Raw genomic sequence first — 24063 nt, 5'->3', positions numbered from 1 at the left:
GGAGGACGCCCTTCGGGCGGCTCTAGATAACGACTCTGTTGCGGAGGTGGAAGTAGAGGCGGATCCAGTCGGGGCGGGCGTGGTCGAGTTCCTGGCGGAAGCGGATGCCCGTGTCGCGGTGGAAGGTGAGGGACTCGCGCACGCAGACCTCGGGGTGGCCTCCGGGTACGGGCTCGGGGTCGATGGGAACGAGGCGGGGGTCGCGGCCGAGGCTGCGGGGCTTGATGGGGCAGGCGGCGGTGGGGTGGGTGCCGGCCGCCGGGCACAGCAGCCTTCGTGCGCCTCGGTCGTCGGGGGCGGCTTTGGGGCGCAGGCGGTAGGCGGGGCGGGCGTCGACGCGGTGGCGCCAGGTGGCGGGGTCGATCTTCTTGCCCAGGAGGTCGGCGGTGGCGTTGATGAGCGGGGCGGGGATGTTGGGGCAGTACCAGGTGCCGTCGACGAGGAGGGCTCCGGCGTGGGTGCCCTGGATACCGAGCTGGTCGCGCCGGTAGTCCCAGACGGGCCGGTAGCCGAGGTCGTGGACGGGGATGTGGAAGGTTGCGGGCTGGGCGCTGCTGTAGGCGCGGTCGGCGGCGAGCCAGCCGCTCCTGTAGCCGCGTCGGGCCATATCGGTCAGGGCGGCCAGGGCGTTGCCGGCGGGGTCGTGTCCGGGCTTGTGGACGGTGAACGCCAGCGCGAGAGCGGGCAGGCGCAGTTCGGGCGGCAGGTTGCGGGCCGGAGTGGTGTCGCCGAGGACGGCGAGGGTGGTCTCGTAGCCGAACAGGGTGCGCCGGGCCTTCCTCCTCCGGCTGCGGCCCTCGTCGGTTCCGGAGGGGTCGCGGTGGTCGCCGTCGCGCACGTACCAGGCGGCGTCGGGATCGGTGGCGGTGTGCTCGGTGCTGGGGTGGACGCCGGCGGAGAAGGTGCGCACGGGGGTGGCGTCGACGGCCACCGAGCCGTCCCAGTACTCGTCGATCAGGGTCCGTGCGGGGGCGAGGGAGGCTTCCAGGATCCGGTTGGTGACCTCGACGAGCAGCACGCGGCGCCGCTGCAGGTCGGCATGGTCGGCTGCGGCTTCGAGCGCGGCCGCATCGGCGCGCTTGATGCGGTGCTTGGGCAGCGGGGAGGGGTCCATCACCATCTCGACGGCGTGAAAGGTGCGCCGCACCGCGAGGTAGGCGGCCTCGAAGCCGTCGATGTCGTCCGCCCAGACGGGGAGGGCCAGGCGCGTGCGGGCGCGGTCGGGGAGCTGGTGGGCGAGCAGGTCGGTGACGTCGGCGAGGACGACGCGGCCCTGGTGGCGCCAGGAGGCGAGGGTCATGCCGACCAGCAGGGCCTCGACGCTGACGGTGCGCGGCCGCCCGGCGGGGGACCTGCGCCGAGCGTCGAGGGCTTCGCGGATGAGCGGCAGGACGCCCGAGCGGTCGACGAACTGGCGGGCCCGGGTGACTTCGGCGCTGGTGACGGGGCGGCGGCGCTCGTGCAGCGCGTGGAGCCAGGCCGCGGGCAGTTCGGGGCGAGGGACTCGGCGGGCGGGCTGGGTCACGGCATCTCCCTCAGGATGGCGGCGGCCTGGTCGGGGCCGATCGACTGCAGGTGGGGCAGGAAACGGGACAGGGCGTGGAGGGAGTCCAGGCCGGCGGCGGCCAGCAGGACGGGCAGCGGGATGGGCACGTTCATCCGCTCGACGAGCCAGGTCGCGCGGCAGCGGCCCATGACCAGGCGCGGGACCTTGCGGTCGGGGGCGGCGCGGGCGGTGAAGTTGGTGACGGTGTTGGAGCCGCGGGCGTGGCTGGCCGGGCGGAACAGCCATCCGGTGCCAGCGAGTTGGGCGGCCTCGGCGAGGGTGCGCTCGTAGGGCCGCGAGCACAGCACGAGGCGTGTCCGCGCGCCGCGCACGGCAACCACGCACGCACCGTCGGCGAGGGTGCGCACGTCGTGGCCGCGCAGCGGGATGGTCTCGGGGCTGTCCAGGCCGCATCCGAGCCCCAGGGCCAGCAGCAGCCGCAGGCCCCGCCGCAGTTCCGTGGTGCTCTGGCCGCCGGCCCACGCCCACAGCGCGGCCTTGTCGGCGCGGCTGTAGGGAGGGGATGCCTTGGATCCGGACAGCGGCTGTGTCCCCGGCCCGGTTGGGCCGAAGGCGGCGGTGCGGATCGAGGTCAGGCGGGCGCGGTAGTTGGCGCGGCTGGCCGGGGCGATGCCGGCCAGGGCGACGGCGGTGAAGTGCTCCACCACATCCGGGTCCAGCCAGCGCTTCGCGTCGACGGGGTGGCCGTGGTGGTCGGCGAAGACTGCGAGACGGGTGAGCGCGGTCAGCAGGTCGCGGGCGCGGTAGGTCGTGTCGGGCAGCGCCCTGGCGACGGTGGCCTTCACCTCGGCCTCCACCCGTTCCCAGGCCGGTGGTGCGTGCACGGGCCGGTAGCGGGCGATGTGGCGGTCCATCATGTGCCTCCAGATGAACACCCCCGGTGGGGTGGCATTGGAATAGCATGTGGCGCTCGGGGGCAGCGGCGGCGAGCCGGGAGGTCCGCATGGGTGAGACTGGGGTCCGTGCCCCGAGGAGACAGCCGATCCCGAAGCCCGCGCGCCTACGCGCTCCCCGGACCCGCCGACGGCGGGGTCGTCGCGGTGTGGCCGAGAGCGGTGTTGGCTGACCACCACGGGGCCCGGGTCGCCCAGGCCCTGGCCCGGAACCTGGCCCTGGCCCTGGAGGAGTGCGGCTGGTCGGTGGCGGAACTCTCCCGCCGTTCGGGGGCGAGCCGGCTGACGATCGCCAACGTGCTGCAGGGCGAGGTCTGGCCCGACCTGCTGACCATCGCCGGCCTGGAGAAGGCCCTGGACGTGGACCTGTGGCCCGGCCGGGACGTGTGAGCGCCCGCCCGGTGGGCCGGGCGGGAAGGGGGGTGTGGTCATGGCGCCTGTCCGTGAACCGGACGCCCCGGCGAGCGGCGCGGGGCACCCGTTGGGGTGAAGGCGCGGCTGATCACCCCGCGGACTCCCGCGCCGGGGTTAGGGTGCGGGAAACGACCGGGTGGCCGCGCCTGGCCGTGCCCGGGCCCCGAAAGGGGCGCGGGCACGGCTGATGACGTGGATGTCAGCTGTGTGTCCGAGGTCGTCACGGGCCGTCGCCGATGTCGGAGTTGGCGGCGGCCCGGTCTTGTCGCGCGTGTGCGCCGTGGTCAGGGCATGAACGCCTCCTGGGTGTCGTGTGCGGGATCGGCCGGTGCGGCGCGGTGGTAGACCACGGCCCGCGGGTGGAGCTCGGTCTTCACCAGCAGGCCCTGGTCGGCCATCCTGTCCAGTGCCGACCGCAGACTCCGCACGTTCTTGTGGCCGATCTCCCGGGCGATGTGGCGAACCGTCAGGCGCCGCCCGTGCGGGACTCGCTCCAGGGCCCGGGTGACCCGCTCCGCGAGCGTTGCCCGGCCGGTGGAGGCCGCGGCCCGCGGGCCGGGAGGGGCCTGGGCGGCGGGTCCGCGTTGCGGCGGGACGATCCACGTGGTTCCGTCCGGCGCGCGGTGGATGCCGTCGGCCTCCCCGGTGCCGTCCGTGCCGCCCCTGCCGGGGGGCGCCGGGTCGGCGCCCGTGCCCCGGGCTCGGCCGCCCGGGGCGGCGTCGGGGTCCGGGCCGGGGGTCTGCGCGCCGGAGCCGGGATCCGGGTCCGGACGTTCCTCCGGCCGGGCGGCGCGGGCGGTGCGGTCCCGTGCCGGGCCGGTGGCGCCGGAATCGTCCAGGCATGTCAGGGGCGGCACGCTTTCCAGCCACAGCCGCAGGGTCCGGGAATCGGCGATGTACTCCTCGGCCTTCTCCTCGTACCGCTTGAGCAGCGCGGCCGCTGCCGCCGGGTCCGCCAGCACGTCCCGCCATGTCAGGGTGATCCTGTCCATGGCCGCAACCCTAGAGCTGTCATCACCGTGCGCAACGATGCGGATACGGATCTCCACCCTGACGAGTGACCGCACCCGAACTGCGGCGACGGCCCGCAGCCCACAGGGCTCATGCGCCCGCACTGCACGCGGCCCGCGCACCACACGGATGCGGCGCACCGACATGCCATTTCAATGGCATGCGCGCACAGTGGGGACCATGCCCACCCCGCGATCCGCGCGCCCCCACTGGGCCGTCGCCGTCCTCCTCCTGGACCGCCCCGCCGAGCAGGTCCTGCTGAGCTACCGTCACGGCCGGTGGACGCCACCGCTCACCTGCGCACCCGCCCGCACGGCATGCCCACAGGCAGCGCTGCGGGCCGCCCGGCACTGGTGGGGCCTGCCCCGGGCGCAGCTCGCCGCCGTCGCCGGCGCCGCGCGCACGGCGGCGCTCGGCCTGCCCGCCCACCTGGCCCTGGTGCTCGCGCCCGCCGGGTACCCGCTGCCGTTGTGCGGGCCCGGGCCGGGCCCGTGGCGGTGGTGGCCCGTCGCCGCCCTGCAGCACGAGCCCGGCGTCCGGCCACGCGAGCTCGCCGCCTTCCTCGACGGCTACCTCCAGGGCTGGCTGCCCGACGGCACCCACACCCTGTGCTGGTGACGCTCCCTGATCCGGTTTCACCCGCACGGGCGACACCGGCCGCAGCGGGCTTGGCCCGCGCCCGCGCCGGCGCTAGCGTGCCCCGGGTGGATACTCCCCGGTCCTGGAGCGAGGTGAAGACCCCGGCCCAGGCCCAGGCCCTGGCCGCCGAGTTCGACCGCCGCGCCCGCGAAGCGGCCGCCCAGGCGGCGATGTACGAGCGGCTGCGGGACACGGCCGCCGACCTGCCGCGCCTGGCCGCTCTGTGGGACAACCTCGTCAACGACCCGCCCCACCTCGCCCTCGCTCTGCCAACCGTCGTTCCGTCGACCCCGCCAGCCCGCCCGGAACCCGCGCGAGAGCGCCGCGACGCTCCCGCGCCCCTGGACACGGGCCTGGTCCTCGCCCTCATGGGCCAGGCCCCCGGGCGCCTGTGGTCCGCCGAGGACGTCCGCACCGCCGTCAACGCCCCCTCCCGCCGCGACGTCCGCAACGGACTGCGCGAACTCGCCCGCCAGGGCCTGCTGGAGGAAGTGGTCCGCAAGGCCCGCCACGTCCTGTTCCGCGTCCCGCAGCCGCGCACCGCCACAACCTGACCGGTCCCCGCGGACGGTGGCGGTGTTCACGGCTGCCGACGGCACGGCCCGCCTCGCCACCGGCAGCAGCGATCTGACAGTGCGGATCTGGGACCCAGCCACCGGCACCGAAGTCGGCAGGCCACTGACCGGCCACACCGGCAGGGTGTGGGCGGTGGCGGTGTTCACGGCTGCCGACGGCACGGCCCGCCTCGCCACCGGCAGCAGCGATCTGACGGTGCGGATCTGGGACCCAGCCACCGGCACCGAAGTCGGCAGGCCACTGACCGGCCACACCGGCAGGGTGTGGGCGGTGGCGGTGTTCACCGCCGCCGACGGCACCCCCTCCTCGCCGCCGCCAGCAGCAACGACAGGACGGTGCGCATCTGGAACCCGTACACCAGGACCGCACACACGCTGCCCCTGGAAGAACAGGCACACGCGCTAACGGAACACAACGGGCTGCTCATGGCAGGAACCGAATCCGGCTACCTCGCGATCGACGTGTCGTCCGTACCCACCGACACAACATGATCGCCAGGGTAGTGCCGGGTAACGACCGGGATCGCCGCCCGGGCGCGGGCGGCCGTGCTGGCCCGGGAGCGGGCGCCACGGTGGTTCTGCCCCGCTCGCTGTCGAACCTCTGCCTGCTGGTGCGAGAAACAACGGTGCCCGCGAGCACTTGCCGCTCGCAGGTCCGGTCAACGCCGTGGGAAGTCACCTACTGGAGCGCGGGAAGCCCTGCTTCCGCAGTGGGCGGCTGGCTGACGTCGGCCGCATCGCGGTTGGTTCCCGGCCCGGTGGGTGAATCGAGGGCGCGCCGTCACTGACGGCCGCCGTCGATTCCGCGGACTGCGGCCGCTCTCAGGCGAAGCCCGTACGGCCGGTAGGTGTGCTCCGGCCGGAAACCGATCGTGAGGGTGGGAGCCCGGGGCTCCGGGCGGGCGCCGACGGCCGGCATGGCCTGCTACAAGGCCGGCGAGCGGTCCCGGCTCATCTACGCGATCCGCGAGTACCGCGGCCGAAAGGACGAGCCGAAGGGCTTCAGCTGGCGAGATCTCAGGGACCTGACCGTGCGCGCTCGCATCCAGCCCGGCGGGCCGATCGTGTTGGTCTGGGACAATCTCCGCCTGCACTTGACGGCCGGCATGAGGGCCTTCATCACCGCGAAGGCCGAGTGGCTCACGATGTTCCACCTGCCCACGTACGCGCTCGACCTCAACCTGCAGGAGGGCAGCTGGTCGCTGGTCAAACGCGAGATCGGCAACCTCGCTGCCGCGCGGACCTCGCTCAGATCACCCGAGCCGTGAAACGGCGGCTCAAGAGGATCCAGTACCGTCCGGAACTCGTCGACGGCTGCCTCGCTGCCACCGGCCTGGGCCTAGATTGAGATGACTCAGGCCTCCTCCCAGTTTCGCGTAGTCGCCCATCGCCACGTCGTCGCACAGGGTCTCCCACAACCCGTTTTGGGCGAGTGCGCTGTCATCGAGGGTGTCGAGGAGCCGGCGGAGCTCGTCCGCCGCTTCCTCGAATATGTCCTCTTCGTCCTCTTCATAGAACGGGAAGCGGCCGATGACGGCCGCGACGCATTCGTGGAAGGCCTCAAGGTCCCGGTTCACGTGCCAGGCGGTCGCGGACTCGGTCGTGGGGAGGTGCAGGACGCAACGCGAAGCGACATCGATGCCAATCCACCCAAACAAGCCGCTGGCCCCAAAGATGACCAACCCGCTCTCGCCGATCCCGTCCAGCAACGTCGCCTCGGTCAGGGGTTGGTACTCATAGCCGATCAGCCCCGCCGGGATACCCCTGTTCCGCAGATCGCCGGCAATCTCGGCGGGCACCTCGGGTGAGCAGCCGATACGGACCACGGCGTAGTTGGGCAACCGCAGCGGCGGGAGGTCTCGAATCACGCGAACATCATCCTCGTGCTCCGCCCTTGCTGGAAGGACGCGACGGAACCCTCCGCTGCCCGGCGGCGAGCCCCGACATCACTCAATCAAGTTCAGCACTGCCGTCAAAACCCAAAGAGGTCCCGCCGAAACCCGCCGGCGGGACCTCTTTCTTTGTCAACCAGCCCGCTAATCGTACGCAGCATGAGGCATCTAGAGCGAACTGCGATCGACTACAAGGTGACAGCGACCAATCTACTAGCCTGCGGGATCATAAAATCCGTCACCACATTCGTGATAGATATACTGGTCGATGTCGAGCGACGCCCCGGCGGCGCCAAGCCAGGCGATTAGATCGGCCCCGAGAAATATCCCCTTCTCTCTACCGCTTTCGATGTCTCTGATCTGCTGAACGATTTCCAGCGAAACGACAGCATCAGTGGATGCCACCAGTCGCCCAAGAGCACTGGAAAAATCCATTCCCCAGTCTAGGATTACTGGTTCCAGATCCTCGGGTCGCGCATCGACGCCTGACACCTCCGCCCGCCGAACCCATGTCGCATGAGACCTCGGGGGTGACTCGGGGCGCCTACGGCTGCCTATCGACGCCGACTCGTCGGGCGTCGTTCCGAGCCTGCTAGAAATTTCTTCCGGCTGCAGAGATGAACTGACGACTCTGAGGTAGATGCGAAATGCACTCACGGGACGTACTTATAATTCGTCGGAACCAAGATTTTGCCATCCTTACTCACGAGAATGATCCGGTTGTCACCGTCTCGCATTGCGTCAAACTTCGGAACATTGTTCTTCCCGACCCAGTCAGCCTTGAAGCTGTGCGGATTCTCTCCAATGTCTCCCAGTGCCTTCTCGAGCTGCTTTTCTTTGAGCTTAGTCAGCGAGCCCCGGTCGATTGCGCCCGCCTCCGGTATTTCTCCGTCGATAAAGTGGCAGGTCGCGTTATGCACAAGCACTGGCGTGTTGCCAGCGAGTACATAGTATGTGTGGAGGTTTGCGACCGTCAGATTGTGGGCGGTCTGCGGCTCCGTGGTGTACGTGCGGGTCGCGAGGATGAGGATCAGACCGTGGTCCGGAGAGTAGAGCTGGTGACCTGCCTGGAGGTTCTCGGCGTTGGTCCAGGTTTTGGTGGTGGCGTTCCAGTACGGGTGGTGTGCGGTGGACGTGAGTTCTGCCTTGCTGCCGTCCGGGAGGGCGAGCGCGAGGTCGGTGAACTGGGTGTCGTCCGGTGTGGTGATCTTTGCTGTGACGGGTTCGGGGGTGGTCTGGCCTGTTTGGGGATCCGTTGTGAGAACGGTGTCGCTGGCCTTGATGTTGACGATGTCCTTGCTGGATCCGTCGGCCATCAGGACGAGGGTTCCTGCGGGGAACGAATCGCATTTATCCGAGGGCTTGGATTCCTTGGATTCCTTGGATTCCTTGGAATTGCGACCCTTGCTTTGCTCTATGGCGGCACGACCCCCGGCTCCGCCTCGGAAGTCTGGGCCTACCTCGTTGTCCTCGATCTTCCAATCCCGAGAGAGGTGCAAGAAGTGATCGAGTTCCGAGCAGTTGGTTACCATGCAGGCCGTCAGGGCGGCATCTGCGATTTGGGACCGCATGATTGGCATGCCCGGGAACTGCTTGTCGTCGACTATTTGGAGCTGCTTCCTCAGCTCTTTGAAGAACTCCTTGTTGTTGCGCAGTGGCTCCGGAACTGTCACCACATCCCGGATCACGATCGGGGCGTGGTCGGTGTCCGTCTTGACGTAGTAGTAGTTACGGTGGGGGCCGTCGTCGTCGCCGCGGTCGTCGTGGGCGCTGTAGTGGCCTCCGCAACGGCCCTCGTTGCAGTCGTCGGAGATGAGGCCGCTGGGGTCGCTGAGGTTGACGGGGTTGTTCTGGCTGTAGGCGTAGCCGTTCCACTGTTGGGGGTTGGCCGGGTCGAGGATGGGGTCGGGGTTGAGGAAGCGGCCGGTGGTGGGTTGGTATTCGCGGGCGCCGAGGTTGGTGAGTCCGGTGGCATCGTCCTTGGTGCCGCCGACGAAGCCGTGGTCGCCGGCCCAGGTGGTGGGCTGGGTGCCGCGGGGGTTGCCGAAGGGGTCGGTCGGGCGGCGGGACTCGGCCAGCGTGGTGGCGTCGAAGGCCAGGTTGCCGGTGCCGTGCGGGTCGGCGATCTGGTAGGTCGACTTGCCGCCCTGGCGGACCAGGGTGGTGCCGCCGGGGATGGGGTAGTAGCGAACCCCGGTGACGGTGTTGGTGCCCTTGTCGTAGACGAGTTCGTCGTTGCCGAGCGTGATGGTGGTCTTGCCGGGGTCGCGGCGGATGAGCTGATTGCCGGCGGCGTCGTAGAGGTAGGTGGTGGGTCCGGCGGTGCCTGTCTTGGTGTAGGAGGCGAGTTTCTTCTCGCTGTCCCAGGTCAGGGCGGCGGTGCCGGAGGTGTCGGTGACGGCGGTGGTGTTGCCGGCCGCGTCGTACTGGGCGCTGGTCCCGGTGGTGCCGGTGGGCGCCGTGGTGGTGGTGCCGGTCAGGGCGTGCGGTCCGCCGGTTCCGCCGCCGGTGTTGGGGGCGGTGGTGGGGGTGTTGACGGTCCCGAAGGTCGGGAAGGTCTGGTTGGTGGTGGTGTCTTTGGTGGTGTCACCGGAGGGGTCGTGCTGGAGGAGCTGGGTGCGGTTGCCGGTGAGGTCGTAGCTGTAGCTCTGCCAGTACGGGGCCGGGCCGCCGACCGTGGTCCTCAGGGGTGCCTGGGCGCCACTGGTGGGCGTGGTGTTGTTGCAGGAGCCGATGCCTCCCACCGTGGGCTGGGCGGCCTGGGTGAGGGTGCCGGTGTCGGTCCAGGCGTTGGTGAGTCGGCCGAGGTAGTCGTAGCCGAAGCACTGCAGGTCGGTGGACGAGGGTGTGTTGTCGGGGATGGTGCGGACGGCGGTGAGCTGTCCGGCGGTGTTGTAGGCGTAGGTGGTCTGCTGGACGGCTCCGGTGGAGGCGGTCTGCTTGTCGACGAATTGCGAGAGCTGGCGGCCGGTGGACTCGTCGTAGGTGTTGGTGACGACGATCTGGGTGCCCCACGGGTTCATGGTGGAGCGGATGTTGCGCCCGTAGGCGTCCCAGTCCGAGGACAGGTCGTACGTCGCGCCGCCGAGGGCGCCGTATGTGCGCAGAGGTCCGTTGACGTCGTAGGTGTAGGTGACGGTCTCTGCGGCGATGTCTCCGACGGCCGAGCGGTTGTCGGAGGCCAGTGCGCCGCTGATCGGGTTGTAGGCGGCCTGGTAGGTGTAGGTGAACGGGGTGGCACCCTGGCCGATCTCGGTGCCGGGGATGGTGATGGTGGTCTTGGTGGGGTGGTAGGCGGTGTCGTAGGCCAGCACGGCGCTGGTGTAGGCGATGCCGCCCGCACCGTTGACGTAGCGGGTCGAGGTGGCGGGCTGGCCCTTGACGACGGTGTCGTAGGTGAGACCGGTCAGCTGGTTGGCCGGGGTGACGGAGCCGGAGTAGGTGCCGGTTGTGCGGCCGAGCAGGTCGTAGGTGTAGGCGAGGGTCTGCCCGCGCGCGTCGGTGGTGGTGGCCAGGCGGCCGTCGCCGTCGTAGGTCTTGCTGCTGGCGCCGGTGTCCGGGTCGGTCGCGGCGGTCTCCCGGCCCCGCGGGTCGTAGCTGCGGGTCCAGGTGTTGCCCGCAGCGTCCTTGTGCGAGGCGAGGTGCCCGTCCGCGGTGTAGGTGTAGGAGGTCACGTCCGCGTCGGCCTGGTTGCCGGTGGCGGAAGCGGTCTTGTACTGCCACAGCTGGGTGGTGCGGCCGCGCGTGTCGGTGACGGCCGAGGTCGGCGTCGCGCCCGCGGGCGGCGTGGTGTCGGTGCGGTCCGCACCGGGGTAGGCGGTCGTGGTGGTGGTCTGGGTGACGCCGAAGGCCACGAACTGCGTGGACACAGGACGGCCGAGACCGTCGTAGACCTTGTAGGTCTGGGCCGGGACCTTCTGGGTCGTGGTCACGAACGGTGTGGTGCTGGGTGCGGTGTCGTCGTTGTACCAGGGGCTGTTGGCCCTGGTGACACGCCCTTGCGAGTCGTAGACGGTGTCGGTGATCAGCCGGCCGGTGTAGGAGGACAGTGCCGGGGTGGACTGGGTCTGCACGACCCGGCCCGAGCCGTCCATGATCTGGATGCCGACGGCGTAGGAATCAGCCGCCGTCGGGTTGTTCGGCGGCGGCGCCTTCAGGCTGGAGGTGGTCACGGTCGGTGGCACTGCGGTGCCGTTGACCACGCCCGGCATCGAGTACGCGAACGTGGTGTTGGCGCCCGCCTTGGTGTCCCTGCCCGGCAGCCACACGGCGGTGGACCGCCCGAGGGCGTCGTAAGCCCGGTTCGCGGTGCGGCCGTTGGGGTCGGTGACACTGGTCGGCAGCGAACGTGCCGGGTCCAGTGCGGTCGTCGTGACACGCCCTGAGCCGGCGTCGCTCGCACCGGCCGGGGCCGGAGCGGTGACGGTGACGCTGTTCGGCAGTTCGCCGGCGGCGGCCGACGCGAACGCCGTGGTCGTGGTGGCGCCACCGGGGTGGGCGCTGTCGGTGGCGTTGGGGTCGGTCACACCGGTGAGCCGCCCGTAGCCGTCGTAGGCGTTGTTCACCGCGGTGAACTGCGGGGTACCGCTGGCGTCGAAGTGGTCGAGTGCCAGGGCGCTGGTGACGTCGTGCGCGGTGCCCAGCTGCCCGGCGCTCCGGCCGTCGTAGGCGAACCTCGCCCAGGAGACGGTGTTGGCGGCGGTCGGGGTGGCGGTGCAGGCGTTGGTGCCGGAGACCGTGATCACCTCGGACGGCAGCGCCATGACCTGCGGGTCCGAACCGGCCGCGTACGTGGTGCGGGTGCAGATGTCGGGCAGGCCGTCGGCGGTGTCGGTGGAGGCGGCGCTCCGGTTGCCGTACGCCGGGTCGGTGGTGATGGTCTTGGCGGCGGTGCGCCAGGTGCCGTCCGCCTTCAACGAGCGCGAGGTGGCCGTCAGGCCGGTGGACGCGTAGCGGGCCACGAGGTCGGGCATGCTGCCCTGCTTGTGTGTTGCCGTGGTGACCGGATTGCTCGTGGTGGAGAGCATGTAGGCGGTGATGCTGCCGCCCGCCTGCGTGTAGGTGTCGGACTCCAGGGGCAGGCCGGACAGCCAGCCGGAGTCGATCGTGTTGCCGCTGAACGCGCCGGCGACCTGGACGCTACGGGCGGTGCCGTTCGCGAGGAAGTCGCCGTCCATGCCCTGGTAGAACGTCGTCGACGACTGCGACTGCGGCCCGTCCTTGCCGCTGCCGGTGACGACGGTGACGGAGGCGTAGCCGCGGAACTGGTCCCAGGTGCGATTCTTGTCCTGGGTCATCGGCGAGTCGTTGCGGTGCCAGGCGGCCTTGCCGTAGCTGTAATTGGTCACCATCGGAACGGATTTCGCCGTTGCCGGGTTCACGGTGATGCTGGTGACCGGATACTTGAGGAACCAGTCGTCCACGGGATCCGAACCGGCGATCGAGCCCGGCGGGTTCCACTTGACGTTGTAGCAGGAGAGCGTGTCGCTGTCGGCGGAGGCCGGCATGACGTTGTTGATGCGCGAGCAGCCGGCGGAGGCGTAGTTGACGCCGACGGTGCTGCCGGTCTCGGTGGTGATCAGCTGAATGCGGGGCCGGTTGTAGGCCGGCGGCGCGGGCACGAGGCTGGTGCCGTCGACGCGGTTGGGCATGAGCTGCGCTGTGAAGGACACCGGCGGGATGGTGATGGGCCCGCCGGTGGCCTGGGGGTCCTGGCCGGTGCGCTGTACGGAGGCGAGCCAGGGGACCTGGGTGTTCTCGGTGGCGTTCTGGACGTTGATGAACGTGTGGTTGAGCGTGTACGAGTCCACGGTCTGGTAGGTGCCGTTGACCCGGATCTGGGTGGCGATGGACGCCAGCCACCTGGAGCTCCAGTACGTGGGTCCGTAGACGGTGCACGCGCTGGTCGCATCGCACTGCTGGTCCATCGGCACGTCCGGCCAGTTGCCCGCGTTGGCTACGGTGCGTTGGGACGGGTCGCAGGCCGCGGTGGAGGTGACGCACCGCTCGGAGGTGTTGAAGACGATCTTCGCGGCGGGGTTGTAGGCGCCGTTGTTGTTCAGCTGGTCCGAGAGGAGCTGGCCGTAGCCGATCGTGGCGGGCACGCCGGCACGGGTGTAGGCGGTACTGGTGCCGTTGCCGTTGTTCTGGGCACCGCCGCGGGAGTAGTAGTTCGTCTCGGGCGTGTAGGTGTAGGTGGTGAGGTTGCCGTGCGGGTCGACGATGAAGTCGAGGTTCCACCGCCAGGCCATCTGGCACCACGAGCCCTGGCCCTTGGCCGGGTCGTAGCACGGGTCGCCGCTGTTGGGCGAGTACACCGGCACGGTCCACGCCGAGCCGCTGTCCGCGCCGACGGTGGTCGGGTTGCCGCCGGCGTCCGGAAGGTGGTTCAGGCCGAAGTAGTAGACGGTGCCGCCGGTGTCGGTGACCTTGATGTAGGAGCCGTTCCAGGTGCCGTTGGTCGCACCGGTCAGAAACTGGACCTTCGTGCCGTCGTCGCCCTTCAACCGCCAGGTGCAGGCGGCCTGTTCCATCGCGGCGGGTGCGCCGGACTGGCAGGAGGCGTCGTCCGGGACGAGCTCGCCGGAACGGTTTCCGAAGGACATGGTCAGGTTGGCGCCGCCCCAGCACTGGTCGCCGGAGCCGGTGATCCCGGCCTGCGTACAGGAATTGAAGGACCGCTCGACGAACCCGGAGCCGAGGTTCCAGCCGTCGCCGATCCAGGATGCCTGCGCGTTCGTCGACGAGGTCCGCCCGTCCACCGAGGCCGAGTCGTAGGACAGCGACACATTCGGGGCCATACCAGCCAGTGCTGGCGGGACCTGGATCGGGTACGCGTAGGTGAACGCGCCGGACGAGCCTCCGGCTGTCCAGGCCTGGGAGGGGCCGAGCGGGGTCGCCGCGTACGTTCCGGCCCCGCTGGAAGCGCCCGAGACCACGCCCACCGTCGTGGAGGTGGTGGTGCTGTCCGCGTCCACCGCGTGGGTTTCCCCGTGGGCGGCGTCGGCCGAGGACTTCGTGGCCGAGGAGCTGGCCGCCTTGGCCGTCCCCGTCCCGTTCAACGGGACGTCGGCGACGAGCTTCTTCGCCGCCGGGTCGTAGTGCGACTCGAGCGGCGTCTGCTTCTGGCACTCGGGTGCCTGCGTCGTCGTCGTCGCGCAGCCGGGCAGCACCACCAGGTGGGCGCGGGCCGCCCAGTTCGCCCCGAACGAGGCGTCGAGGCCGGCCGCGTCGACGCCCAGGCGCACCGGCGCGTCGTCGCCGGAGCCGGGGCGGGTGAGGGTGACCGCGACGCCGGGGAGCCCGGCGCCTGCTGCGGTCTTGGCATCGGCCATCTCGACCTGCACCGTCTGCCCGGCGGCCGAGGACCCGGCCAGCGGCGCGACCGTGACGGGAAGCCCTGCGGCCTTCGCTTCGTCGCCGGCCTGCGGCTTCTCGCCCTCGCCGAGGGGGTGCGCCTCGGGTGCGGAGCCGAGCTTCACGGAGGCGTGGCCGCCTACGATCGGCTTGCGGTCCTTCGGCGGGGCCCAGGCCGGCGGCACCGGGTGCTCGGGCTTCGGGGCCGCCACTGGTTCGGCGTTCTTGCCCGGAATCGAAGCCGTCTTCGGCAGCGGCGTGTTGGGCGGTGACCACGTTCGTGAGTAGTCGGGCTTGTCCGCCGCCGCGGCGAGCGGCAGGGGCGCCAGCATCGACGCGAGGAGGGCGGCCGTCGTGACGGCCGCGAGCCGTCCGCGCAGCATCCCCCTCCCGCCCGTTATGCTTTCGGAGCCTGGCGGTTGCCTGAATGACACTTTTTCATACCCCCCAGTATTTGGCCCCCGGAATACGGGAGCCACGTTCCTGTATCCGAATCGGGAAATGCTAGCGAAGCAGGTTGACGAACCGTCAAGAACACTTGCTTGGTGAGGATTGTCACTCGGTCCACGAATCGGATTTGTCCTCGCAATTCGGGCCCCCGGCGCCCGGGCAGTCTGGTCATCGGTCTGCGCATCCCCTACGGTGCCCCTGGCCTCCGTCTGCGCGGGCCATGTCATGTCCTTTGGGGGGAGATTCCCGTTTTGAACGTAAAGCGCCGCCACAGCGGCATACCCATCAGAGCACTGGCCGTGACGGCCGTCCTGGCACTCACGACCGGCCTCCCAGGGATCCAGGCCCACGCCTCCGACGCACCGGTGCCTGCCACCGCCGTGAAGCAGCCGCCCGCCAGCGAGGCGGAGAAGGCCATTGCCGAGGCCAAGAAAACACAAAAGAACATTCCGGTCGACTCGCTCACGACCGAGTTCAGCGAGACCGCAGCCACCCCGGACGGCCATTTCGCCCTCACCAGCCACATGGACCAGCAGCGGGTCCGCCAGGACGGCGTCTGGAAGCCGCTGGACGCCACCCTCGCGGCCAACCGGGACGGCACTTTCTCCCCGAAGTCCGTGGCCGGGAAGCTGGTGCTGTCCAAGGGAGGTGACGGCCCGCTGGCGACCATGACCAGCCCGGACGGCAAGAAGCTCTCCCTCGCCTCGCCGCTCCCGCTGACCACACCCACCGTCAGCGACGACAGCGTGATCTACCCGTCCGTCGCACCCGACATCGACCTCAAGGTGACCGCCACCAAGGCCGGCGGCTTCACCACCGTCTTCGTCGTCAAGACCCAGGCCGCCGCGGCCAATCCGGTCCTGAAGAACCTCCACTTCGACACCGCCACCGACGGCGTGGCCGTCACCGGCGACACCCACGGCAACCTCACCGCCGCCGGCACGGACGGCAAGCCCCGCTGGATCGCCCGCACCCCACAGATGTGGGATAGTGCCCCGCCACCGGCAGCGGGAAAGACCGCCCCTGCCGCAAAGTCCGCCAGGACGCTCGCCGCAGCCCCGGCCGATGCCCCCTCGGACACCGGCCAGACGGCCACCACCAGCTCCGAGGCAGGCCCGGGCACGGGCTCGAAGGTCTCCGACATGCCCGTCAAGGCAGGCGCCGCCGGCATCGACCTGACCCCCGACCAGGACCTCCTCGCCCACGGCATCGCCCCGTACTACATCGACCCGGACTGGCTGCCCTACAACTTGCAGGGCAACGCCTGGACCTGGGTCCAGTCAGCCCACGACGGCCCCGACAGCGGGAACTTCAACCACCAGGGAAGTCGGGGTAGCGACCACCCGGGAGTCGGAGTCTGCGGCACGTACCCCAACGGCGGCAGTTGCTCCCCCGCTGACAAGGAGCGCAGCTTCTTCCAGTTCGACATCCGCCCCTTGGGCGGGGCGGTCATCTACTCTGCGACGATGACGATGACGGAGTTCGCCTCCGCCGACTGGTCCTGCGATCAGGGCTACCCGCTCGACCTCTACGTCGCCGACAGGCCGATCTCGAACAGCACTACCTGGTCCAATCAGCCTGGGCAACTGGGCGGTCGCCTCGACAAGACAGCCTGGATCGCAGGCGTGGGTCACGGATGCCCGGACAACGTGCCGTTCAGCTACGACATCACCGGTGCGATGAAGCAGTACGTCAACTACGGCCAGCTGACGTTCGGCCTCTACGGCGACGAGAACAACGCGAACGGCTTCAAGCGCATCAACTACCAGCCCTCGCTGACCGTCAAGTACGACCGGGTGCCCGACGTCCCCACGAACCCGGGAGTATGGCCCCCACCCAGGACGGTCAACCCCGCCGGGACCAATCAGGCATGCGGTGACGGCAACCCCAACAACTGGGCCTGGCTCGGCGCGGGCACCAACCAGGACAACGCCGTCTGGCTCAACGCCACCGTCACCAGCCCGACCCAGAGCCAGGTCGCGAGCGCGGACCACCTGTGGGACCTCAGCCTCCCCGGCAGCCCCAACGTCGCGGACGGCATCACGGCTGCCGTCGGCAACGGAGGCATCACGAGCTTCCAGGTCCCCGGCCGCGTGATCCAGGACGGCCACTCCTACAGGTTCAACTTCCAGGCCGACGACAAGGTGGACACCGTCCCGTGGTCCGCCCCCACCCCGGACTGCCACTTCAAGGTCGACCTCACCCCGCCGACCGTGACCTTCCCGGCCACGGTCGCCGACACAACGAAGCAGTTCCCGCCCAGCGGCAACGGCCAGACCCCCCAGATCTACGCCGGCCAGAGCGGCGGCGTTCCGTTCACCGCGACCGACCCGGCACCGAGTGCCGGCTCCGCCTCCGGCGTGGCCTGCCTGCGCTGGAGCTTCGACCCGCAGTTCGCAGGCACCGCCTGGCAGTGCGGCAGCGCCATGCCCTCCGGCCAGATCCCCGTCACCCCCGGACGCTGGGGTACCAACATCCTCTACGTCCAGGCCGAGGACAACGCCGGAAACCTCTCACCGGCCGCGCAATACGCCTTCTACGTGCCGTGGAACCCCAACAGCCCCGCCCCGGCCTTCGGCGACGTCACCGGCGACTCCCTGCCCGACATCCTCACCGCCGACCCCAACGGCGACCTGCGCGCCTACAGCATCCCCGCCACTGCGCCCACGGCCAAGCTCGCCGCGCCCAAGACCTTGTCCCCCGACCACGACTCCTGGGCGAACTACCGCATCACCCACCGCGGCAGCCTGCGCGGCGGCACCGGCATCGACGACTTGATCGCTCACAAGGACGGCAACGCAAGCCTCTACTACTACCAGAACCCGGGCAACAACACCGGTGTCGCGGGCACCTTCGACGCCAGCAGCATGGTGGGCAAGCCGGCCTGCGACCCGAAGGTGACCGACTGCACGGGCTACAACGCCGCCGACTGGTCCACCACCCTGCAGATCGCCGCCAGCGGCGACCCCACCACCAGCAAGCTCGACCCGAACAAGAAGTTCGCCAACAAAACCGGCCTGTTCACCGTCGAGTCCAGCCCGGACGGCACCGGCGCCCTCTGGTTCTACCCGGCCGTAGGCACTGTCCTCCTCGGCTCCCCGACCAAACTCGCCGCCACTGGATGGAAGGGCTGGGACCTCATAGCGCCCGGCGACTGGACCGGCCAGGGCCGTCCCGGCCTGTGGACACGCAACCAGAGCACCGGCGAACTGCGCGGCTACACCTTCACCCTGGGGACCGTCAGCGTGAGCGACCCCTTCGGCGGCGCCATCACCTTCCCCACCTTCGCCGCGATCGCGACCGACACCAAGATCGGCACCGGCATCACCAGCGCCATGTGGCCGGTCATCGGCTCCGACGGCGACCTCACCGGTACCGGTGCGCCCACCCTCTGGGGCATGACCCAGGGCGGCATCATCCAGTTCTCCACCGGCCACCCCATCGCCGGCCCCCTCTACAACTGGGACACCGCCATGACCGGTGTCCTGAGCACCTACGCCGAGAACAGCATCGTCACCTTCGCCGCCCAGACCGGTAAGTGCATCGACATCGCCGGCGCCGTCACCACAAACGGCACCGCCGTCCAGCTGTACGACTGCAACGGCAGCAACGCCCAGAAGTGGAGTTTCGAGCCCGACGGCACCGTCCGCGCCCTCGGTGGCTGCCTCGACGCCACCGGAGCCGGCACCGCCAACACCACACCCCTGCAGATCTGGACCTGCGGCAACGCCTTGCCAAACCAGATCTTCCTGCCCAGGCCCGACGGCAGCCTCTACAACCCCGCATCCGGCCGATGCGTCGACCTCCCCGGAGGCACCGCAGCCAACACCGCGCGGCTACAGCTGTGGGACTGCAACGGCAGCAACGCCCAGAAGTGGAACGCCCTCGTACGGAGCTGAAACCGGAGCACAGACTCTGAACTGGGCGGGCCGCGTCGCGGCCCGCCCAGCCCGCTTCGGCCCGGGGCAACGACATGTCAACCAGGAACAGAGACAAGGAGGCCACCGACACGCTGTGCGCAGTCGAACGGGGCAAGCCGATCCAGACGAGCCGACGCCTGCTCTGCTTTTTCGCTGTTGGGCGGCGCGGGGGCCCGATTGCCTGGTCGGGCAACACCTGCGGGCCCGCGCGACTTGATCATTGATGCCCTCAACGACGCTGCTGCGCCTTTTCGATGATCGCCATTGCCGCGACCAGCGCTGCGCTCTCCGAGCTCTGTACGGGAAATGATCTACGGCTGAACGGGAACAGGCCCGTACAGGGCCCGATAAACTTTGCTGGTCAGAGAATTGCGTCGGTTGACCTGAGACCAGTACCGGCAGATGTGTCCGGCCACTGTGAGGGCGACCAGCGGCTCCCACCGCACCTGCCGACCACGCGTTCCCGGCAGGCCGTCCGGGAGGTCCAGCACCACCGGATCAGGCAGTTCCTCGGCAGTACCCAACCGCTCGATCGACTCCATCGCCAGCCGGATCAGATCCCGCGTCAACACGGCTTCCACCACTACCTCCTGAGGGCGCACAGAGACACCGCGCAAGCGCGGCACCGGCTTGACACCGGAATCCCTCAAGGGCTGGTGATGGGGGCAGCGACGCCGCCCGCAAGCCGTAGCGTAGCGGCCCGGGGCTCCTCGCGGACCCATCCACCCTGTACTGGTCGGCCGAGGCACTCCACACGACCGACGCACCGAGCAGCAGACCGCACTCCTGGACGCGCTCCACCAGCACACCGAGACCAATAGTCGGCTGGCCCACCCCGAACGATGACCGAACCCGCCCCGCAGCCCACCAACACCAGCGACGAGGACATCGCCGAGCTTCCCATGGTGCTGTGTACCGCCACGACAACGGCTGAGCGACGACGACCACGAGGCCGTCCGCGACCTCACCCAACAGCTCGACGCCGCCGCGCTGCGCCGGGTCACGAGCCGACGGGTGGTCGGGTGACCACAGCGCGACCCCGGCGACGGCGTCAGCGGGTGCTGTGCCCGAAGTCCATTTACGTGCGCATCAGGACGGGAGACCGCATGCCGTGGATGGCGAGCGCGGCCCGCTCCCGAGCGGCACGCGCAGCCGGGCCCGCCGAACAAGGGATATCCCCGCGCACGGGATCACCGATCGTCCTATGATCCTCCGCATGCCTCCTGCCGCCCGTCTGAGAATGCCGGTCCATGACCTGCACACAGCGTTCCCGAACCTCGCCCGGTTGCGGACCGCAGCCCGTGCTGGCGACTGGGGCGCCGTCAGGATGCGGCTGTCCGAATTCGGTGACGGTCAGGACCTCGCTGTAGCGGCCCGGACGGTGGCGGACATGCGCGGCGCCGACACATGGCTGCACGGGGCGCTGGTCACCGCAGGTGAGGGGCCCGAGGGCGTGCTCGCCCGCTCGCTGCTGGCCTACCACCACATACGCACCGGCTGGAAGGTCCGCTCCGGGTTCAGCGCGCACCACGTTTCCGGTGAGCAGTTCGAGGAGTTCCACGACTACCTGCGCCGGGCGGAGCGGCTGCTGATCGAGGCCGTGGGGATCGACCCCTCGCACACGCTCGGCTGGTACCTGAGGCTGATGACCGCCAGAGGCCTTGAACTCGGGCAGTCGGAGGCCAGGCGCCGCTACGACCGGCTCGCAGCCCATCACCCCGGGCACTACCCGGCGCAGAGCCAACTGCTGCAGCAGCTGTGCCCGAAGTGGGGCGGCAGCTGGGAGGCCGTGCACGCGTTCGCCGACGAATGCCGCCACACCGCTGTGCCGGGTGGCCTCGGCGCGGTGATCACCGTCGAGGCGCACCTGGAGCACTGGGCCGATCTCAGCGATGCCGAGCAGCACACGTACTGGTGGCGTGAGGGCGTGCGCGAGAGCCTGGTCGAAGCCGCCGAGGAATCCGTCCTAAACCCCGGTTTCGAGCGCAACCTCAGCTGGATCAGGGCGCACACCCAATTTGCGGCCGCGTTCAGCTTCTCCGGCCAGCCTCTCCTGGCCGCGCCTCACTTCGAGGCGCTGGGTGACCTCACCACCGAGTACCCCTGGGACATGATCTCCGGCCAGCCCGACGCGCTGTGGCGGCGCCACGCGGACGCCGCCTGGGCCGCCGCGGCGAGGAAGGCCTGACACCCGTGACAATCGTCCACACCGAGGTCGACGGCATCGAGACCGTCCTCGCCCCCGGCACCGGCCCGCTGCGCGCCGGGCTGATGTTCCGGATCGGCCGCGCCGACGAGACGCTCGCCACCGCCGGCATCACTCACCTGGTCGAGCACCTGGCCCTGCACCGGCACGGCCTGACGGTCTACCACTTCAACGGCGCGACGAGCGCGACGGAGACCCACTTCGTCGTCGAGGGCTCACCGGCCGAGGTGGTGTCCTACCTGAACGGGGTCTGCGCCGCGCTGCGGGATCTTCCGCTGGACCGCCTCGGGGTCGAGAAGGAGGTTCTGCGGACCGAGGCCTCCGGGCGCGGCAGCGGTGGACAGCTGCCGCTGTGGCGTTACGGCGCGCAGGGCTACGGCCTGCTCAGCTACCCCGAGCACGGCCTGCACCGCATCGGCGCCGCCGATGTCACCGCCTGGGCCGAGCGCTGGTTCACCCGGCAGAACGCGGTGCTGTGGATGACCGCCGGCGAGGTTCCCGAGGGGCTGGATGTGAAGCTGCCGGACGGCGAGCGGCAGCCGGTGCCGGAGGCGACTTCCGCGCTGCCGCGGACTCCGGCGTACTTCACCGGGGAGGAGGCCGGTGTCGCGCTGCAGGCCGTCGTCGGCCACAGCACGGCGGCTCTCGTGTTCTCCGATCTGCTGAGCCGGGCGCTGTTTCGCGAACTGCGTCAGGAGGGCGGCCTGTCCTATCAGGCGGCCAGCGGCTATGACGCACGCGACGGCGGGCACGCGGTCATCACCGCCGTCGCGGATGCGCTGCCGGCCAAGCGTGAGGCCGTGCTCGGAGGCTTCGTGGACGTCCTCGCAGGCCTGCGCATGGGCAGGATCGATACGGCCGAGCTCGACGCCGTGCGCAACCGGTTCCTGGAACGGCTCAACCAGGCGGACGCCGCCGCACGACTGCCCGGGTATGCCCGCAACCTGCTGATCGGCCACCCCAACCCCACCGACGACCAGGCCCGCGCCGAACTCCTGGCGCTGACGGTCGAGGACATGCGGCGCATCGCCGAGGAGGTCACCGCCTCGGCGCTGGTGATGACACCGGCAGGGACCAGGGGCGAGTGGGCCGGACTGCACCCGGCACCGACCACCTCACCCGACCGCGTCGCCGGTCGGCACTGGCGCTCGCTGGTGCACCAGGGCCACGCCCTGGTGGTCGGCGACGACGGGGTCAGCCTCATCTCTCCGCACGGGCAGGCCACCGTCCGCTACGCCGACTGCGTGGCCGCCCTGGCCAGTCCCGACGGTGCTCGGCATCTGACCGGGCCCGACGGCATGACCGTCAACATCGAGCCGACCCTGTTCGCGCTGCCCGCCGACGTGATCGCCCGTATCGACGCGTCCCTGCCCTGCGAGGTCGTCGTTCCGCTGCCCGCCCGCACCCCGCAGCAGATCCCCCGCCCCCCGGCGAAGAGTGCCACCACCGCCGTCCGCAGCGCGCTGTGGTACGGGTGGCTGGCCGACCGTCTGGTCCGCTTCGCGGACTTGCTGCTGGCCATCGCCTTCATGTGCGTCCTCGGAGCGTTTGCCATGTCCGGCGGAGGAGATGAACCGGGTGCGGTCGGCTTCGCCGTCGGCGCCGTTCTCGCCGCTGTCCCGCCGGTGACCATTCGCACGGTGCGGCGTATCCATGCACGGAGCTGACCGCGTGACGATCCTCAACGCTGCACCGTCGCGGTGAACTGGCTGTTGTCGCTCGCCGGCAGCAGCGCCCGCTGCGAGGAGTTCGAGCATCTGCTCGTCGGTGCTGCGGGCGCGTGCGGTGAAGAAGTGGCCGATGTGGTTGGCGAGGCGGTAGTCGCCGAACCACACCCGGGCAGGTACAGGATCTGCTGCCCGGGCAGGTGACCGACAGTGAGCTCGAAGCACTGCTGATCGCCGCCGCCGACCTGGGAGTGCCGACAGCACCGCGACGCCCCGTCACGCTGCTGCCTAGCGGCTCCCCGCCGAGGATCGTGGCTCGGAGTTCCCTGCGCACCTTCGTGGTCGAGAAGTCGAGGGCGAAGACCTGGTGCTCTTGGATGCGAACGTCGCCGGCTACGTCTCCTCGTCCCTGTCGAGCGGTCTCGACGGGAGGCGCCGCGGAAGTCTCCTGAGGTGCACTCAAGCTGACATTCCATCAGGTTGACCAGTCTCATTGAGTCGGTTGACCTTCGTGGGTGCGGGGTCGGAGCGGAAGCGGCCGGGTCTGGGCGCGGACGGCTCCCGGGCCGGGCCGTCGCCGTCGCGCTGCTGCCGGTCCTTCGCGGACGGTTCCCGGGCATCACCGTGGCGCCCCGGAGGCGGGCGCACCTGGGGGCGAACAGCCGACTCCCGGCTCGGGTCCCGAATGCTGGGTGTCGTCCTGCGCTGCCGGGGCGGGCCTGTTCGGCGCCGTACGTCCGGGTCAAGGGGTCTGCGTGAGTCCGACGGCCCGCTGGAGGTGCTGCTCCCAGCTGTAGGTCAGGAGGTCGGCGACGCCGGCCTCGTGTCCAAACCGGTAACTGGACCAGCGAGCCGGGCTGATCTCCAGTTCGTCCGCCGCCCGGGCTCGCAGCACGCGCATTCCACGTTCCCAGCGATCACCGAGCGGCAGCGCTTCCCAGGCCTCAAGCGCGTCCTCCCCGTCCAGGTCGGGATCGCCTCCGTCCCAGACGCTGGGGAACTCCTCGCCGTAGGAGACGACCACAGGGTGGTCGTCCCGCTGGCGCAAGAGGGTGACGACGCCCTCCCAGCCGACCTCGCTGCCGTAGGCGCCCGTGGTGAGCCCCTCCTCCACGATGCGAGCGAGCCAGCTCCGGTTGGCACCGGCCACCCAGCAGTGGATTTCACACTGGCCGTGCAGGCGGGCGGCCAAGCGCAAGGCGTCACTACTGCTGGCCAGGGCGGTGTTCAGGAGCAGGGACTGGGTGCGCAGGGTGCGCCCCTGGTACTCCACCACAGGGCGGCCGAACACCGACAAGAGTTCGCGGGTGTAGTCGGCGAGCCAGCGGGCAGCGCCCTGGCCGTCGGGGTCGGGGGCGGGCCAGCGCCGGAGATGGTGGGTTCGGGGCAGCAGCCGGTACAGGCGGGCGGCCGCGTCTGCCGGGACGCCACCCCCGAGAAGTGTGCTGGTCACTGAGTCGTGGACCATGCCGA

Annotated in this window: 15 protein-coding genes and 1 pseudogene; 8 read left to right on the top strand and 8 right to left on the bottom strand. The window is 70.0% G+C overall.

Annotated features, from left to right (window positions below; all coding sequences use genetic code 11):
* Positions 1–22: 22 nt before the first annotated feature.
* Entirely contained in the window at positions 23–1525 is a 1503-nt protein-coding gene (locus ABTY61_RS32475; protein WP_350508717.1) for a hypothetical protein, read from the bottom strand.
* Positions 1522–2424 carry a hypothetical protein gene (locus ABTY61_RS32470; protein WP_350508716.1) on the bottom strand — a complete coding sequence of 301 codons (903 nt, stop codon included), beginning with the start codon at positions 2422–2424 and terminating at the stop codon, positions 1522–1524. Before ABTY61_RS32470 ends, ABTY61_RS32475 begins: the two co-directional genes overlap by 4 nt.
* Positions 2425–2625: 201 nt before the next feature.
* Here ABTY61_RS32470 and ABTY61_RS32465 point away from each other — a divergent pair, with 201 nt between their 5' ends.
* Positions 2626–2850: a helix-turn-helix domain-containing protein gene (locus ABTY61_RS32465; protein WP_350508715.1), complete on the top strand. Its 225-nt coding sequence runs from the start codon at positions 2626–2628 to the stop codon at positions 2848–2850.
* Positions 2851–3158: 308 nt separating this feature from the next.
* Here ABTY61_RS32465 and ABTY61_RS32460 read toward each other — a convergent pair whose 3' ends face one another.
* Complete coding sequence (locus ABTY61_RS32460) at positions 3159–3866, bottom strand: hypothetical protein (protein WP_350508714.1); 708 nt, start codon at positions 3864–3866, stop codon at positions 3159–3161.
* A 199-nt stretch (positions 3867–4065) separates the two neighbouring features.
* Here ABTY61_RS32460 and ABTY61_RS32455 point away from each other — a divergent pair, with 199 nt between their 5' ends.
* The 4 genes and pseudogenes from ABTY61_RS32455 to ABTY61_RS32440 form a co-directional block, all read left to right on the top strand.
* Positions 4066–4503, top strand: a complete 438-nt coding sequence (locus ABTY61_RS32455) for a hypothetical protein (RefSeq protein WP_350508713.1) — start codon at positions 4066–4068, stop codon at positions 4501–4503.
* 86 nt (positions 4504–4589) lie between these two features.
* Positions 4590–5078, top strand: a complete 489-nt coding sequence (locus ABTY61_RS32450) for a hypothetical protein (protein ID WP_350508712.1) — start codon at positions 4590–4592, stop codon at positions 5076–5078.
* A 22-nt stretch (positions 5079–5100) separates the two neighbouring features.
* Complete coding sequence (locus ABTY61_RS32445) at positions 5101–5505, top strand: WD40 repeat domain-containing protein (protein WP_350508711.1); 405 nt, start codon at positions 5101–5103, stop codon at positions 5503–5505.
* 451 nt (positions 5506–5956) lie between these two features.
* Positions 5957–6447 (top strand): annotated as a pseudogene (locus tag ABTY61_RS32440) (transposase); the annotation flags it as partial.
* Here ABTY61_RS32440 and ABTY61_RS32435 read toward each other — a convergent pair.
* The 3 genes from ABTY61_RS32435 to ABTY61_RS32425 form a co-directional block, all read right to left on the bottom strand.
* On the bottom strand, positions 6377–6967 hold the full coding sequence (locus ABTY61_RS32435) for a hypothetical protein (RefSeq protein WP_350508709.1): 591 nt from the start codon (positions 6965–6967) through the stop codon (positions 6377–6379). The pseudogene ABTY61_RS32440 and the gene ABTY61_RS32435 sit on opposite strands and share 71 nt — an antisense overlap.
* A gap of 237 nt (positions 6968–7204) precedes the next feature.
* Complete coding sequence (locus ABTY61_RS32430) at positions 7205–7648, bottom strand: DUF4279 domain-containing protein (protein WP_350508708.1); 444 nt, start codon at positions 7646–7648, stop codon at positions 7205–7207.
* Positions 7645–14730, bottom strand: a complete 7086-nt coding sequence (locus ABTY61_RS32425) for an RHS repeat-associated core domain-containing protein (protein ID WP_350508707.1) — start codon at positions 14728–14730, stop codon at positions 7645–7647. Before ABTY61_RS32425 ends, ABTY61_RS32430 begins: the two co-directional genes overlap by 4 nt.
* Positions 14731–15048: 318 nt before the next feature.
* On the opposite strand from ABTY61_RS32425, the gene ABTY61_RS32420 reads away from it, so the two are divergent.
* Complete coding sequence (locus tag ABTY61_RS32420; RefSeq protein ID WP_350508706.1) at positions 15049–18696, top strand: ricin-type beta-trefoil lectin domain protein; 3648 nt, start codon at positions 15049–15051, stop codon at positions 18694–18696.
* Positions 18697–19028: 332 nt separating this feature from the next.
* Here the strand turns inward: ABTY61_RS32420 and ABTY61_RS32415 are convergent, their stop codons facing one another.
* On the bottom strand, positions 19029–19298 hold the full coding sequence (locus ABTY61_RS32415) for a hypothetical protein (RefSeq protein WP_350508705.1): 270 nt from the start codon (positions 19296–19298) through the stop codon (positions 19029–19031).
* Between the two features lie 809 nt (positions 19299–20107).
* Here ABTY61_RS32415 and ABTY61_RS32410 point away from each other — a divergent pair.
* Together ABTY61_RS32410 and ABTY61_RS32405 are read left to right on the top strand one after the other, a co-directional pair.
* On the top strand, positions 20108–20905 hold the full coding sequence (locus tag ABTY61_RS32410; RefSeq protein WP_350508704.1) for a hypothetical protein: 798 nt from the start codon (positions 20108–20110) through the stop codon (positions 20903–20905).
* Positions 20906–20910: 5 nt separating this feature from the next.
* Positions 20911–22590 (top strand): M16 family metallopeptidase, encoded by a 1680-nt coding sequence (locus ABTY61_RS32405; protein ID WP_350508703.1) that lies wholly within the window; start codon positions 20911–20913, stop codon positions 22588–22590.
* A 742-nt stretch (positions 22591–23332) separates the two neighbouring features.
* Here the strand turns inward: ABTY61_RS32405 and ABTY61_RS32400 are convergent.
* Positions 23333–24043: a hypothetical protein gene (locus ABTY61_RS32400; protein ID WP_350508702.1), complete on the bottom strand. Its 711-nt coding sequence runs from the start codon at positions 24041–24043 to the stop codon at positions 23333–23335.
* Between the last annotated feature and the right edge of the window lie 20 nt (positions 24044–24063).

The organism is Kitasatospora sp. NPDC096128 (assembly GCF_040303105.1).
Lineage (GTDB): Bacteria > Actinomycetota > Actinomycetes > Streptomycetales > Streptomycetaceae > Kitasatospora.
Note: the sequence above shows the minus strand (reverse complement) of the source record. Positions and strands in the feature narration are given on the sequence as shown.

Coding starts and splice junctions, on each gene's coding strand:
- ABTY61_RS32470 (WP_350508716.1), bottom strand. CDS start 2,424: ATGATGGACCGCCACATCGCCCGCTACCGGCCCGTGCACGCACCACCG.
- ABTY61_RS32460 (WP_350508714.1), bottom strand. CDS start 3,866: ATGGACAGGATCACCCTGACATGGCGGGACGTGCTGGCGGACCCGGCG.
- ABTY61_RS32455 (WP_350508713.1), top strand. CDS start 4,066: ATGCCCACCCCGCGATCCGCGCGCCCCCACTGGGCCGTCGCCGTCCTC.
- ABTY61_RS32425 (WP_350508707.1), bottom strand. CDS start 14,730: ATGCTGCGCGGACGGCTCGCGGCCGTCACGACGGCCGCCCTCCTCGCG.
- ABTY61_RS32410 (WP_350508704.1), top strand. CDS start 20,108: ATGCGCGGCGCCGACACATGGCTGCACGGGGCGCTGGTCACCGCAGGT.